At 33.2% G+C, this 13,678-nt stretch carries 11 protein-coding genes and 18 tRNA genes; 25 read left to right on the top strand and 4 right to left on the bottom strand.

The window, feature by feature from the left end:
• The first annotated feature begins 1 nt into the window (after position 1).
• From LQ686_RS10115 to LQ686_RS10030, 18 genes are all read left to right on the top strand, one after another.
• Positions 2-90, top strand: a tRNA-Leu gene (locus LQ686_RS10115).
• 9 nt (positions 91-99) lie between these two features.
• A tRNA-Arg gene (locus LQ686_RS10110) sits at positions 100-173 on the top strand.
• Between the two features lie 18 nt (positions 174-191).
• Positions 192-265 (top strand) — tRNA-Pro (locus tag LQ686_RS10105).
• Positions 266-290: 25 nt separating this feature from the next.
• Positions 291-366, top strand: a tRNA-Ala gene (locus tag LQ686_RS10100).
• A gap of 20 nt (positions 367-386) precedes the next feature.
• Positions 387-460 (top strand) — tRNA-Met (locus LQ686_RS10095).
• Between the two features lie 35 nt (positions 461-495).
• A tRNA-Ile gene (locus tag LQ686_RS10090) sits at positions 496-569 on the top strand.
• Positions 570-581: 12 nt separating this feature from the next.
• Positions 582-674 (top strand) — tRNA-Ser (locus LQ686_RS10085).
• Between the two features lie 26 nt (positions 675-700).
• A tRNA-Met gene (locus tag LQ686_RS10080) sits at positions 701-774 on the top strand.
• Positions 775-787: 13 nt separating this feature from the next.
• Positions 788-863: transfer RNA gene (locus tag LQ686_RS10075), tRNA-Asp, on the top strand.
• Between the two features lie 20 nt (positions 864-883).
• Positions 884-956: transfer RNA gene (locus tag LQ686_RS10070), tRNA-Phe, on the top strand.
• Between the two features lie 14 nt (positions 957-970).
• Positions 971-1,046: transfer RNA gene (locus tag LQ686_RS10065), tRNA-Thr, on the top strand.
• Positions 1,047-1,052: 6 nt separating this feature from the next.
• Positions 1,053-1,136 (top strand) — tRNA-Tyr (locus LQ686_RS10060).
• Positions 1,137-1,154: 18 nt separating this feature from the next.
• A tRNA-Trp gene (locus LQ686_RS10055) sits at positions 1,155-1,228 on the top strand.
• 2 nt (positions 1,229-1,230) lie between these two features.
• Positions 1,231-1,303 (top strand) — tRNA-His (locus tag LQ686_RS10050).
• 15 nt (positions 1,304-1,318) lie between these two features.
• Positions 1,319-1,390: transfer RNA gene (locus tag LQ686_RS10045), tRNA-Gln, on the top strand.
• A 6-nt stretch (positions 1,391-1,396) separates the two neighbouring features.
• Positions 1,397-1,471 (top strand) — tRNA-Cys (locus LQ686_RS10040).
• An 11-nt stretch (positions 1,472-1,482) separates the two neighbouring features.
• Positions 1,483-1,557 (top strand) — tRNA-Gly (locus LQ686_RS10035).
• A 150-nt stretch (positions 1,558-1,707) separates the two neighbouring features.
• Positions 1,708-1,792 (top strand) — tRNA-Leu (locus LQ686_RS10030).
• A gap of 55 nt (positions 1,793-1,847) precedes the next feature.
• On the opposite strand, the gene LQ686_RS10025 is transcribed toward LQ686_RS10030, so the two are convergent.
• Together LQ686_RS10025 and LQ686_RS10020 are read right to left on the bottom strand one after the other, a co-directional pair.
• Positions 1,848-2,063 carry a hypothetical protein gene (locus LQ686_RS10025; protein WP_025904782.1) on the bottom strand — a complete coding sequence of 72 codons (216 nt, stop codon included), beginning with the start codon at positions 2,061-2,063 and terminating at the stop codon, positions 1,848-1,850.
• 60 nt (positions 2,064-2,123) lie between these two features.
• Complete coding sequence (locus tag LQ686_RS10020; protein WP_107617640.1) at positions 2,124-3,089, bottom strand: LacI family DNA-binding transcriptional regulator; 966 nt, start codon at positions 3,087-3,089, stop codon at positions 2,124-2,126.
• Positions 3,090-3,177: 88 nt separating this feature from the next.
• Here LQ686_RS10020 and LQ686_RS10015 point away from each other — a divergent pair, with 88 nt between their 5' ends.
• The gene (locus LQ686_RS10015) at positions 3,178-3,519 is read left to right on the top strand and encodes a nuclear transport factor 2 family protein (protein WP_325167687.1); all 342 of its coding nucleotides are present in this window, start codon (positions 3,178-3,180) and stop codon (positions 3,517-3,519) included.
• A gap of 27 nt (positions 3,520-3,546) precedes the next feature.
• Here LQ686_RS10015 and LQ686_RS10010 read toward each other — a convergent pair whose 3' ends face one another.
• A complete protein-coding gene (locus LQ686_RS10010; protein ID WP_107617639.1) occupies positions 3,547-4,497 on the bottom strand; it encodes a LacI family DNA-binding transcriptional regulator in 951 nt (316 codons plus the stop codon).
• Positions 4,498-4,657: 160 nt separating this feature from the next.
• On the opposite strand from LQ686_RS10010, the gene LQ686_RS10005 reads away from it, so the two are divergent.
• From LQ686_RS10005 to uxaC, 4 genes are read left to right on the top strand one after another with little or no spacing between them, the layout of a single operon-like run.
• Entirely contained in the window at positions 4,658-5,659 is a 1,002-nt protein-coding gene (locus tag LQ686_RS10005) for a TRAP transporter substrate-binding protein (protein WP_239733306.1), read from the top strand.
• Positions 5,652-6,140, top strand: coding sequence for a TRAP transporter small permease (locus LQ686_RS10000; RefSeq protein WP_025904787.1), 489 nt, complete (start codon positions 5,652-5,654; stop codon positions 6,138-6,140). Before LQ686_RS10005 ends, LQ686_RS10000 begins: the two co-directional genes overlap by 8 nt.
• Complete coding sequence (locus LQ686_RS09995; protein ID WP_107617637.1) at positions 6,140-7,435, top strand: TRAP transporter large permease; 1,296 nt, start codon at positions 6,140-6,142, stop codon at positions 7,433-7,435. Before LQ686_RS10000 ends, LQ686_RS09995 begins: the two co-directional genes overlap by 1 nt.
• 15 nt (positions 7,436-7,450) lie before the next feature.
• A complete protein-coding gene (gene uxaC, locus LQ686_RS09990) occupies positions 7,451-8,854 on the top strand; it encodes a glucuronate isomerase (RefSeq protein WP_239733304.1) in 1,404 nt (467 codons plus the stop codon).
• Between the two features lie 43 nt (positions 8,855-8,897).
• On the opposite strand, the gene LQ686_RS09985 is transcribed toward uxaC, so the two are convergent.
• The gene (locus LQ686_RS09985) at positions 8,898-10,991 is read right to left on the bottom strand and encodes a glycoside hydrolase family 31 protein (RefSeq protein WP_107572925.1); all 2,094 of its coding nucleotides are present in this window, start codon (positions 10,989-10,991) and stop codon (positions 8,898-8,900) included.
• A gap of 140 nt (positions 10,992-11,131) precedes the next feature.
• On the opposite strand from LQ686_RS09985, the gene LQ686_RS09980 reads away from it, so the two are divergent.
• Together LQ686_RS09980 and LQ686_RS09975 are read left to right on the top strand one after the other, a co-directional pair.
• Positions 11,132-12,184 (top strand): PTS sugar transporter subunit IIC, encoded by a 1,053-nt coding sequence (locus LQ686_RS09980; RefSeq protein ID WP_103361121.1) that lies wholly within the window; start codon positions 11,132-11,134, stop codon positions 12,182-12,184.
• A 492-nt stretch (positions 12,185-12,676) separates the two neighbouring features.
• On the top strand, positions 12,677-13,675 hold the full coding sequence (locus LQ686_RS09975; RefSeq protein WP_025904791.1) for a D-2-hydroxyacid dehydrogenase: 999 nt from the start codon (positions 12,677-12,679) through the stop codon (positions 13,673-13,675).
• Positions 13,676-13,678: the final 3 nt, after the last annotated feature.

Raw genomic sequence — 13,678 nt, 5'->3', positions numbered from 1 at the left:
TGCCGGGGTGGCGGAACTGGCAGACGCACAGGACTTAAAATCCTGCGGTAAGTGATTACCGTACCGGTTCGATTCCGGTCCTCGGCACCATATTAATATGCGCCCGTAGCTCAATTGGATAGAGCGTTTGACTACGGATCAAGAGGTTAGGGGTTCGACTCCTCTCGGGCGCGTAATGACCATTTTGGTTACGGGAAGTAGCTCAGCTTGGTAGAGCACTTGGTTTGGGACCAAGGGGTCGCAGGTTCGAATCCTGTCTTCCCGACTCTTTAAAAATTTACATATTAAATGGGGGCTTAGCTCAGCTGGGAGAGCGCCTGCTTTGCACGCAGGAGGTCAGCGGTTCGATCCCGCTAGTCTCCACCATTTAAAAATAATACCATTATGGCGGCGTAGCTCAGCTGGCTAGAGCGTACGGTTCATACCCGTGAGGTCGGGGGTTCGATCCCCTCCGCCGCCATTAAAATTTTCAATATGATACATATTTTAAATTTTGGACCTTTAGCTCAGTTGGTCAGAGCAAACGGCTCATAACCGTTGGGTCGCAGGTTCGAGTCCTGCAAGGTCCATACTTATATATTGGAGGAATACCCAAGTCCGGCTGAAGGGATCGGTCTTGAAAACCGACAGGGGCTTAACGGCTCGCGGGGGTTCGAATCCCTCTTCCTCCGCCATTATATTTGTAACTTAATATTATTATCGCGGGATGGAGCAGTTCGGTAGCTCGTCGGGCTCATAACCCGAAGGTCGGTGGTTCAAATCCGCCTCCTGCAATAGCTTTAATGATGGTCCCGTGGTGTAGCGGTTAACATGCCTGCCTGTCACGCAGGAGATCGCGGGTTCGATTCCCGTCGGGACCGCCATTTTTTAAAAATTAATGTATGGCTCAGTAGCTCAGTCGGTAGAGCAAAGGACTGAAAATCCTTGTGTCGGCGGTTCGATTCCGTCCTGAGCCATCTTTTAACTTTTTGCCGGCCTAGCTCAACTGGTAGAGCAACTGACTTGTAATCAGTAGGTTGGGGGTTCAAGTCCTCTGGCCGGCACCATCTAACGGAGGGGTAGCGAAGTGGCTAAACGCGGCGGACTGTAAATCCGCTCCTTCGGGTTCGGCAGTTCGAATCTGCCCCCCTCCACCATTATTATTTTAATTTAATAGGGGCATAGTTCAACGGTAGAATAGAGGTCTCCAAAACCTTTGGTGTGGGTTCGATTCCTACTGCCCCTGCCATGGCGGCTGTGGCGAAGTGGTTAACGCATCGGATTGTGGTTCCGACACTCGTGGGTTCGATTCCCATCAGCCGCCCTTATTTTATATTAATGGGCTATAGCCAAGCGGTAAGGCAACGGACTTTGACTCCGTCACTCGCTGGTTCGAATCCAGCTAGCCCAGTAGTCTGGCGGCATAGCCAAGTGGTAAGGCCGAGGTCTGCAAAACCTCTATTCACCGGTTCAAATCCGGTTGCCGCCTCCATTAATAACTTTGCGGGAGTATTTCAACTTTTAGAATACATTCCTTCCCGGAATGAGATATAGGTGCAAGTCCTATCTTCCGCTCCATTATTATTAATACTGTTATTTATTAAAATGCGGGAGTATTTCAACTCTTAGAATACATTCCTTCCCGGAATGAGATATAGGTGTAAGTCCTATCTTCCGCTCCATTTATTTCTTCCATTGGGAAGATTTTTTTTGTAGGATTTTTATTAAGCCGGTGTGGTGGAATTGGCAGACACGCGGGACTCAAAATCCCGTGTCCGTCGAGGACGTGTCGGTTCGAACCCGACCACCGGTATATATAATTAATGAAAAAAGTCTTAAGCTAATCGCTTAAGACTTTTTTTGTTCTTTTAAAGTTTAATAATATAATCAATTTTCTTATCTTTATACATTTTACTTCTTGTCATTACTTGAGGGATATCATATATGTTTTTCATACTAATTGCTTTTGATAGGCTCTCATCAGTACAAGCGACAATATCAATATTGCTAGTGTGTTGAAGTATTTCTACATAAATTTCTGAAGTAATATTACAACCATCAATACCAACTTTTTGTTTGTTCATTTTAATTACCCCCTAATATTTGTGATTGATTAAAGGATAATCTATGAAATGCATTTCATGTCAATGGTTTAATTTAAATACTGAGTTTCTTTTAATAAGTTTTGTTTCAAATAAATAGTTATTCAGTTTATCTTCATATAGTTGATTAAACAAACTTTTACCAATTTGAAAGAGGGGGATCTCTATTGTAGTAAGGTTTAGCAATTTAGATATTTTATGATTTTCAAACCCAATGATAGATATATTTTTCTTTTGTTCGTCATTTAAACTAATAAACAAGCCTGCAGCTGTGTTATCTCCTGATACAACAATTGCAGTAGGTGGATTTTCTTTATTTTCAATTTCTTGTGCAAGTCTTTGACCATCTTCTAATAATACAAAATTCTCATATATATCTTGATCATTGAAGGGTAAAGAATTCTCACTGCAAAAGTCTTTATATGCTTGTATTCTTAAAATTGAACTAGTGCTATTTCTTCTATTTATGGCACATGCAATATGTCTATGTCCGTTATTGTATAGATGATTTAATGCTTGTTTGAAGGCGTTGTAGTGATCAATATATGTTGTTCTAAATTTAGAGTTTGAAATATTTTCGAATATAGAAATTGGTCCATACTCTATGTACTGCTCAATTATATTTAATGAAATATTTCTTGAACATATAATGAGTGCATCTATCTGTTTTAGTTTTAACATTTCCAAAGCGTCAATTTCTTGATCAGTATCATAAGCAGTTTGGAACAAAACAATTTTTTTGTTTGATTTAATCGCTTCTTCAGAAATACCTTGAATTAATTGTGAAAAATATGGGTGATTAGAGAACGGCAATACAACACCTATTAAATTTGTTTTACCTTTTTTTAAATGAATTGCATTGATATTTGGTATATAATTTAATTCTTCTATAGTATCAAGTACTTTTTTTCTTTTTTCTTCATTAACATAAGGGTGGTTATTAATTACTCGTGATACGGTACTTGGTGAAACGCCAGCTCGTTTAGCTACTTCTTTTAAATTTGTCATTTACTTACCCCCCTCGATTATACTTATTACTATGCTATTATTTTAGCATATAAGTTGAACTATATTTACTAAGATAAAGTAGGTGTAAATCATTAAACAGCAATTTTATGAATTAGAATGTGCACATTTGGATGCTAGTAATAGAATGGATAAGTCGTTTATCTTAACTTTACTTGATGATGATTTTAAAGAAATAGGTAAGTCGGGCAAAATGATATATAAACGTGATATTGAAGAGGGGACTTTACATACATTTGAATATGAGATTTCGAATTTTATAGTTGAAAAAATTCAAAAAGGAATTGTCTTAACGACTTATGAATTAATCAATAAAACTGATCATATAACAACTAAACGGAGTACTTTATGGATTAGAAAACAATCAGAGTGGAAGATGAGATTCCATCAAGGAACAACAGTAAAAAAATGACTACAATTTTGTAGTCATTTTTTGTCTTTATTTCCGCTTTACTAATTCAGGCTCAAGATTATAGACATTAGGTTGATTTTCCTTAGATTCAATTGCATTGATAAGGATATTAACTAATGTTTCAGCAATTTTCCTAGTAGGGACACCGACTGAATGAATCACTGTATCCATATGGTCAAATTGAGGTACATTGTCGTATGAGTATACAATATGTTGATCTAATGAATCTTTTAAAGTGTGCACGAGTCCTAAAGTAATATCGTAACTTCCGCAAATGATACCTTCTGGCAACGTATGATTAGTCAAATATGACTTTAATGCAAAAAATGTATCTTCAGCTGATAGTCCTTTTGAATCAATCATATTATATTCAAGATTGTGTTCTTTACAATAACGTTCAAAAGTTTCTTTCTTTATAATTTGTCGAATATCATCGGTGTTGAGATCTCCAATATAACAAATATTTGTTATATTATTTTGCATTAAATCATCTAATGAAAGAATCATTGCTTGTTTATGATTAACATTTACAATAGGATATTCGAGCTCTCGGTCTGTACCATAAGCTACTACTGGGATATTTGAACTAATGATACTTGGTAGGGTAGAAGCTTCACCTTCATCAAATACGATGATGCCATCAAAACGTAATTCTAAAAATTTATGCGCAGCAGTTTCCACATCATCGATTGATACAGACATAAAATATCCAGTATTCTTTAAAAAGTTATTGATTTCTGAAACAAGAGTTGATACTGCAACTCTGTCTACTGATGGCCAAATGAGTCCAATTGTTTGGCTCTTATTTGAGACTAAAGAGCGAGCGGAATTATTAGGTATATAATTCATTTCTTTTGCCTTTTGCTGTATGCGCTCTGTTGTTTCAGCAGTAACTAAAGGAGAATTTTTTAACGCTTTACTTACTGTTGAATAACTAACACCACAGGCATTTGCTATGTCTTTTAATGTTACAGCCATGTGAGTCTCCTTTAAATATTATTTTCTATATTATACCATAAGCACACATTTTCTATAAATAACAACGTTGTTATTTTGTTTCATTTGATTTATACTTATCAATAAGTATTAAAGAAGTAGTCAATTTGATTACTTTTTTAAAATTAATGGGGGATGAGAGATGAAAAAAATTTTACTGTTAATTGTAAGCGTATTCACAGTTTTGTATGGATGCCAACAAAGTGACGCACAAGATAAAGATGTTAAGACTTTAACACTAGCACACAACCAATCTACAACGCATCCAGTACATAAATCGTTAGAAGAATTTAAAAAAGAAGTAGAAAAGAAATCTCATGGAAAATTAAAAATTAAAATATATGCGAACGGACAACTTGGAAGTGAACGGGAAGCAATTGAAATGACTCAAACAAATGCCATTCAATTCACAAAAGTGTCAGCAAGTGCACTTGAAAGTTTCTCTGAGTCGTATTCTTTATTTAGCATGCCATATCTATTTAAATCTCGAGATAGTTTTCGATCTATTATGAAAAAACCTGAAGTACAAAATTCATTCTTTAATACGACTAAAGACAACGGGTTTGTAGGTATTACTTACTATGACTCAGGATTAAGAAATATATATACAAAAGATAGAGAAATAAAGACGAATAAAGACTTACATGGTTTAAAAACACGTGTTCAGCCAAGTAAAACAAGTGTGCAACTTGTTAAGTCATTAGGTGGTACGCCAACTCCAATGGCATTTGGTGAAGTTTATACAGCACTTCAATCTGGTGTTATTGATGCAGCTGAGAATAATGAAACAGCATTGACCGACAATAAACATGGAGAAGTTGCAAAAAATTATTATAATACTGAGCATGCTATCGTTCCTGATATTTTAATTATGAATAAGGATGCATACAATGATTTAACGAAAGAAGAAAAAGGATGGATAAAAAGCGCAGCAAGATCATCTACTGAAAAGCATGAAGTCATCTGGGATAAAGCCATTAAAGAGGCAATTAAATCAGCTAAAGAAGATATGAATGTGAAATTCCATGATGTAGATAAGTCTACTTTCAAAAAAGCTGTAAAACCTCTACAAGAAGAATTTAAAAATAATAAAGGAACAGAAAAACAATACAAATTGATTAAGGAGGCAGAACAAAATGAATAAATTAACACATTATATTGATAGAACTTTGCTTTCTGTGTCTGGTGTATTGATAACTGTAATGGTCATTTTATCAGTTTGGCAAGTGATAACAAGATATATATTGAACACGCCAAGTACGACAAGTGAAGAAATCATTCGCTTCTTGTTAATCTGGTTTGCGTTGTTAAGTGCAGCATATGTATTTGGTAAGAAAAAACATATTGCCATTTTATTTATAAGAGAAAAGTTTCCTCTTAAAGCACAGTTATTTATAGAAAGACTCACGAATATCATTATTTTATTAGTTGCTTTAATTTTGATGATATACGGTGGTATTAAAATTGTAGCACTTACTTGGACACAATATGCACCAGCTACAGGTGTTTCAATGGCATTAATGTATGGTGCATTACCAATTTCAGGACTTTTTATTGCATTTTATTCAATTCGAGGCATTATAACAAATGAGTTACCAGAAAATGATGAAGGCGGTGAAGTGTAATGACAACAATTGCTGGAATCGTATTATTTGTATCTTTAGCAATATTTTTAGCATTTGGTATTCCAATCGCTATTTCAATTATTTTAAGTTCATTATTAACGTTAATACTTATTTTCCCGTTTGATGTCACAATACTTACTGCTGCCCAAAGAATGGTAACTGGTATTGATAACTTTACAATGCTTGCCATTCCGTTATTTGTACTAGCTGGAATATTGATGAATAACGGTGGTATTGCGTTTAGATTAATTAACTTTGCAAAAGTGTTAGTAGGTAGATTACCTGGTTCTTTAGCACATACGAATATTGTGGGGAATATGTTGTTTGGTTCGATTTCAGGATCAAGTGTTGCAGCTGCTGCAGCAATGGGAAGAATCATGACACCGATGGAAACAACACAAGGTTATAAAAAATCATATTCTGCAGCTGCCAATATTGCTTCAGCACCTTCAGGATTATTAATTCCACCAAGTTCATTATTGATTGTTTATTCACTAGTAAGTGGTGGAACATCAATTGCTGCATTATTTATTGCAGGTTACATTCCTGGAATTCTATGGGGCCTAGGTTGTATGGTTGTTGCTTACTTTTTAGCTAAAAAACATGGCTATCCAGTTTCTGAAAAAGTGAGTTGGAAAGATAAATTATTTTTAATTTTAGATGCTATTCCAAGTTTACTATTAATTATTATCGTAATCGGTGGTATTGTAGCTGGAATATTCACAGCAACAGAGGGTGCAGCTGTCGCAGTTCTATATGCGTTTATACTGTCACTTATTTATAAAAATTTAAAAATTAAAGATATACCTGCGATTATTATAGAAACAGTAGAAATTACAGGTATGATTTTATTCTTAATTACAGCATCTGCATTATTCTCACTCGTTATGAGTTTTACAGGATTACCAGAAGCAATTTCTGGCGGCATATTATCATTAACTGAAAATCCAATTTTATTATTACTGTTAATGAATTTAATTTTATTAATCATCGGTACATTTATGGACATAACACCAGCAGTACTTATATTCACTCCAATTTTCTTACCGATTGCAGAAAGTATCGGATTAGATCCAGTTCATTTCGGTATAGTAATCGCATTTAACTTATGTATAGGTAATATAACACCTCCAGTAGGTAGTGCGTTATTTGTTGGTAGTAGTGTTGCAAATGTACGAATTGAAAGTGTCATTAAGACATTAATACCATACTTTATTATTTTAATTATACTGTTGTTATTAATTACGTTCGTACCACAATTATCGTTATTTTTACCAAAATTACTTGGGCTATAGGAAAGGTGAGTATTTATGAGTTTAATTAAAGAAAATTTTATTGTTCAATCTGAAAAAGGACAGGCTTTATACAATATAGCTAAAGATATACCAATTTTTGATTTTCATTGTCATTTAGATCCGAAAGAAATTTATGAGAATAAACCTTTTAATACGATTACTGAAGTTTGGCTAAAACATGATCATTATAAATGGCGTTTAATGCGCGCATACGGAATAGATGAGTCGTATATTACTGGAGACAAAACTGATAAAGAAAAATTCGAAGCATTTATAAGTTTATTGCCTAAAAGTATTATGAATCCGATGTATCACTGGTGTCATTTAGAATTAGCAAGGTATTTCGATATCAATGAAAATTTAAATAAAATTGATAAAGATCAATTATATAATCAGTTAAATGAAAGTTTACAACAACCAGAATTTCTTCCAAGAAAATTAATAGAAAGAAGTAACGTCCAAATTATCTGTACAACGGATGATCCATGTGATGATTTGAAATATCATCAATTACTTCGTGAGGATAAGTCTTTTGATGTCAAAGTGTTACCAACATTTAGATCTGATCGTTATATCGCTTTAACGAAAGATAATGTAGAAGCATCTATTAACCAATTAGAAATTGCTACAGAAACAAAAATAAATCATGTGGAAGAATATATTAATGCGCTCAATGAACGTATTGAATACTTCCATCAAAATGGCGCAAGAAGTTCTGATCAAAGCTTTGCTAAAGTACTTAAAGTGGATGTAACTAAAGACCAAGCTGAACAGTATTTTGAACAAATTAAACATGGTGAAGACTTAGATGAGGAGGATTTAAGTAGATTATCTGGATATATTTTAACCGAAGTAAGTAAAACGTATAAAAAATATAATTGGGTTGTACAGTTTCATCTTGGACCAGTGAGAAACAATAATACATTATTGTTTGAAGAAGTTGGTCCAGATGCTGGATTTGATAGTGTAGGTGATATGCTCAGTTCTACTGATTTAAATAGATTTTTAGATCATTTAAATCAAAATGATGCATTATCAGATACAATTATTTATCCTAATAATGCAAATGATCACTTAATGGTGCAAGCAACAGCTGGAAACTTTACTTCAGATAAAGTCAAAGTGCAACTAGGTGCTGCATGGTGGTTCAATGATACTAAAGAAGGAATGGAACAACATTTAGTAGAATATGCAAATGTTGGATTGTTATCTACTTTCGTTGGTATGTTAACTGATTCAAGAAGTTTATTATCATATACAAGACATGAATATTTTAGAAGAATTTTATGTGAAATGATTGGTAAACGTGTGGAAAGAGGAGAAATCATTGATGATGAAATTCTTTCTGAAATTATTAAGGATATATGCTTTAATAACGCCGTGTCACTATATAATATTGAAGGCATAGATACTATATAAAAATAGAGAACCTAAGACGATATTGTCTTAGGTTCTTATTTATTTAGAACTTTAGATTTTCAATTGTTTTTAAATCATCTTGATAAACTGGTATCGTTGCGCCTTTTACTACAAATGTTGGGATATGTTGTAAAGTCGTTTTTACGGTTATTGTTTGACCATCTTCAAATTGTTCGCCGCTATGAAAATCAATCCAACCCTTGCTGTTTTTAGGTAAATAGACTGTTCTTTCTAGTTGAGCTTTTTCTACGATAGGGGCAATTAACATATGCTCACCTAACATAAATTCTTCATTTTCTTCAAAAGTATTTATATCACTTTCAAATTGGTAAAAAGTTGGTCTAATAATTGGTTCATATGCTTCATGTGCCTGTACAACTAATGACTGAAGATATGGTTTAAGCTTTTCATGGAAGTGCATGGCTTGTTTAACTTCAGATAAGACTTCATTATGCATCCAAGGTTCATTTACAGAACCATCATCATTCCATGAGTGGATTGAAAATCTTGGATAATAAGCACCACATTGTACCCATCTTAAAAATAATTCTGCTTCTGGTTTATCACCAGAAAAACCGCCAATATCATGGCCAAAGTTATAAACACCAGATAGACTTAACCCAATTGCCATAGCATTATTATATTTTAATGTATGCCAACTCGTATAGTTATCACCTGTCCAAGTTTGAACGTATTTACTCATACCAGCTGCACCAGATCTACTTATGATATATGGATATTGTTCTTTATGATATTTTTGTTGAATCTCTCTTGATGCTTTCATCATTAATATAGGCATGATTGCTTTATAATCTTGGAAATTTGCTTCATTGCCGAAACCATTTACTTTAGCTTTATCATCCCAAATTTCGAATTCGTTATTATCATTCCATGTACAGTTAACATGATTAGATAATAATTGTTGTTCTATTTTAGATTGCCACCATTTAATAGTGTCTTTATTAGTAAAGTCTAAATAGTATCCTTTTTCATCCCAAAATTGTACAAGAAGCGGTTTACCATTCATATCTTTAATAAATCCATCAAATGCTAATACTTCATCTAGTAAAGGATGATCTGTAAGTAGGGTAGGTTTAATATTCGCAACTAATTCTACATTTTGATCTGTATAAGCTTTACCAAAAGATTTTGGGTCTTTAAATTTATCGTAATTCCAATTAAAAACGTATCTCTTATCATGAATGGATGTATAACCTGATGAAAGGTGGAAAGATCTAATCGTTATATTATGTGTGTTACATTGATTTAGAAAAGATATCAGTCTTTCATCTGAATTTGGCAAATCTGTGTATTGCATTGTTGAGCCAGAATATGACAAACTCCATTCAGGCATGAGTGTTGGTCTACCTGTTAAATGACTAAAACGCGTCGTTACTTGTTGAATAGATGGACCGGCAATAACGTAATAATCAAGAAAATCTGATTTAGTTTCATAATATCTATAATGACCGTGATAATTATCTAACTCTTGTCCAAGATCTACAATAGAGTCTTGATAATCATCGTAGAAGATACCAAATGATATATTTTCATCAGTTTTGTATGTGAGATAATAAGGAATATGTTTATAAAGAGGATCAGTCGTTTCAGCATTATAGCCCATAGCATCTATATTTTTCATTCTGAATCGTCTGCCATGTTTATTCACTTTTCCGCTCTTTTCACCGAGACCAAAATACATTTCATTTTTATCTCTATTTAAATAATGACAAGTCGGATGATTTCTTGATATTTGATGTTGATAACTGCCTGTCTTACGGTCTTGCATAATTTTAATTTCTTTGTCAGATGAACTTATATCATACCAACTACAATAGAAATCTTCTTTATCAATGATAAGTTTTAATGACTTTGTCTTAATTATAATATTGTTTTGTTCTTCTGAAATTTCATATTGTGGACATGAAAAGTTAGATTGGTCGTATCTAGAGAGACCTTCGAAAGGTAATTCAGTATCTCCAGGTGTAATGGTCCAAGTCGGTAAAGTGATCTCTTTCTCTGTAGAAGATTTAATATTGATTAAGTAATCTTCTAATATGCGGATTGTAAAGAAATGCTCGTTTTGCTTGTCACTGATTACAATTGTATTTTTATCTTGTGAAATCATATTAAACATGTAAAAATCCTCCTATAACAACGTTGTTATTTAAACTATTACATTAAACTATACCAAAGTAAAGTAAAATAGTAAAAATAGCATTGTCTATAAAAATAAAGTCATATATCATTAATACATATTATTTCAGGAGGCATTTTATGGATAAACATTTCACAGTAAAGGAATTTTTCTTTAATATTTTAAATGGTATAGGTGTAGGCATTGTTATAGCATTAATACCTAACGCCATACTTGGTGTGTTATTTAGTTATTTATCACAGTTTCATCCGCTATTAGAAATGTTTAATCAAGCATTATTACTTATGCAGTTTGCGATGAGTTTTATTATAGGCATCGTTGTTGCACATCAATTTAAATTCCAAGCTACTGATGCAGTTATGATTGGTGCTGCAGGATTAATAGGTTCAGGCGCTGTGAAAATACAAAATGGTCAATTTATATTTGTAAGTATAGGGGATGTCGTCAATTTAATCGTTGTTTTAATTATCAGTTGTTACTTGATGATTAAATTGAAAGGAAAATTTGGTTCTTTAGATATGTTGATTATGCCAATTATTATTTCAGTTGTCAGTGGATTTATAGGTATGCTGACACTTCCATATGTTAGTAATGTAACAAAAGGTATCGGCAAATTAATAGAACAATTTTCTACATTGAATCCTTTAATGATGTGTATATTAATTGCGATTACTTATGCATTATTAATGGTAACGCCAATTTCAGTTGTAGCAATTGCTACTGCGGTCGGTTTAAATGGTTTAAGTTCAGGAGCTGGCAATATGGGGATTGTTGCTGCATGTGTGACTTTCTTAATGGGGTCATGGAAAGTAAACGATAAAGGTATCAATATCGTACTTATTATCGGAGCTGCTAAAATGATGATTCCAGTATATTTTAAAAATCCTATCATCGCAGTACCATTAATCATAAATGGACTAATGAGTGGATTACTAACTTATTTTGTTGGCATAAAAGGTACGCCAATGTCTACCGGATTTGGTTATACCGGATTTGTTGGACCAGCAAACGCATTAAAATTTATGGAAGGATCAGTATTTTTAAATATTTTAATACTTGGCGTAGCATATTTCGTCATACCGTTTTTATTTGCATATATCGTACATAAAGTTTGTTTAAAAATACTTCCAAAATACAATCAAGAAATGTTTTTATTTAAAGAGAATAATTAAAATGTAGAGTAGGCTGAGACAAGAAAAATGTCTCAGCCTTTAAATATGTCTGAATACTGGTGTCGTTATTAGCAAGTTTGGCGAGAAGTGCAAATACTGGGTGCGTTATTAGCAGATTTGGTTAGAAGTGCAAATAAGGATATCAGTAATTACAATTCTCAGTAGTTTTGTAATTAAGGCTGTCCATAGTAACAATTCAGCCGAGTTTTGTAATTATGGCTATCCATAGTAACACTTCGGTAGACTTTTGTAATTAACAACCCCGTTATATACAAGTTTGGCAAGAAGTGTTCACAAGGCCATCGTTACGAACAAGTATAGACAAATCTGTTCATAAGGATGCTAATTAGTTTCACTTCTTGATAAATAAGTTATTCACCATATTACATACACTTTTAATTGTAAGAATATTATGAAAAATAGATTGTTTGTTTTCATAAAGTGTTGTAGAATTAATCATTATTTATTTCTTACTGAAAGGAAGAACGAATTATGCGATTTAAATTATTTAATATAAGAGAAGATGAAAAGCCTTATGCATATCAGTGGGGTCAAACTAATGGTCATGAAATTGAATGTACGGAAGAGGATTTAACTTTAGAAAATGTCCATACTTTATCGTCTTTTGATGGTGTGAGTACTCAACAGTTATTTAAGTTTGATGACAGAATATACGAAGCACTTAAGGATGTTGGTATTAAACAAATTGCTGGTCGTGCGGCTGGGTTTGATATGTTTAATTTAGATGAAGCTGCAAAACATGATATAAAAATTACAAATATTCCTTCATATAGTCCAAATGCGATAGCGGAATTTGCAGTTTGTAGAGCACTAGAATTAATAAGAAACATTAATAAAATAAATAAAAAAGTAGAACATCAAGATTTTACTTGGGATGAAACAGTAATCGCTAAAGAACTAAGAAGTATGACGGTACTGGTTATAGGTGTTGGTAGAATAGGTAAAGTGTCAGCACAATTATTTAAAGGATTTGGTGCGGAAGTGATCGGGTATGACCCTTATGATCAATCGTTAAGCGATATTGAATATGTACAAAGTTTACAAGAAGGATTATCTAAAGCCGATTTAATCACATTACATGTTCCAGCAAATGAAGAAACGACATATATTATTAATGAAGAGACGATTAAATATATGAAAAATGGTGCATATTTAGTGAATACAGCTAGAGGTGCGACAGTGAAGACTAATGATGTCATTCAAGCATTAAATAGCGGTAAATTACATAGTGTAGCGTTAGATGTATATGAAAATGAGTTTGCATATTTCTCATATGATTATACAGACAAAGAAATTGAAGATCCTACTTTAAAAGAATTGATGTCACGTGACGATGTATTAATTTCACCTCATATTGCATTTTATACACAGACAGCCGTACAAAATATGGTTGAAATTTCATTAGATAGTGCACTTGAAGTTATCACAACTGGATACAGTGAAAATGAAGTTCAACTAAGTAAAGTATGAATG

Origin of the sequence: Mammaliicoccus sp. J-M41 (assembly GCF_022385935.1) — a bacterium.
GTDB classification, from domain to species: domain Bacteria; phylum Bacillota; class Bacilli; order Staphylococcales; family Staphylococcaceae; genus Mammaliicoccus; species Mammaliicoccus sciuri_A.
The sequence above is the reverse complement of the archived record's forward strand: the minus strand, read 5'-3'. Positions and strand labels throughout refer to the sequence as shown.

Bases quoted from the DNA above. Each gene is read 5' to 3' on its own strand.
- LQ686_RS10025 (WP_025904782.1), bottom strand. From the start codon at position 2,063: ATGAACAAACAAAAAGTTGGTATTGATGGTTGTAATATTACTTCAGAA.
- LQ686_RS10020 (WP_107617640.1), bottom strand. From the start codon at position 3,089: ATGACAAATTTAAAAGAAGTAGCTAAACGAGCTGGCGTTTCACCAAGT.
- LQ686_RS10010 (WP_107617639.1), bottom strand. From the start codon at position 4,497: ATGGCTGTAACATTAAAAGACATAGCAAATGCCTGTGGTGTTAGTTAT.
- LQ686_RS10005 (WP_239733306.1), top strand. From the start codon at position 4,658: ATGAAAAAAATTTTACTGTTAATTGTAAGCGTATTCACAGTTTTGTAT.
- LQ686_RS10000 (WP_025904787.1), top strand. From the start codon at position 5,652: ATGAATAAATTAACACATTATATTGATAGAACTTTGCTTTCTGTGTCT.
- LQ686_RS09995 (WP_107617637.1), top strand. From the start codon at position 6,140: ATGACAACAATTGCTGGAATCGTATTATTTGTATCTTTAGCAATATTT.
- uxaC (WP_239733304.1), top strand. From the start codon at position 7,451: ATGAGTTTAATTAAAGAAAATTTTATTGTTCAATCTGAAAAAGGACAG.
- LQ686_RS09985 (WP_107572925.1), bottom strand. From the start codon at position 10,991: ATGTTTAATATGATTTCACAAGATAAAAATACAATTGTAATCAGTGAC.
- LQ686_RS09980 (WP_103361121.1), top strand. From the start codon at position 11,132: ATGGATAAACATTTCACAGTAAAGGAATTTTTCTTTAATATTTTAAAT.
- LQ686_RS09975 (WP_025904791.1), top strand. From the start codon at position 12,677: ATGCGATTTAAATTATTTAATATAAGAGAAGATGAAAAGCCTTATGCA.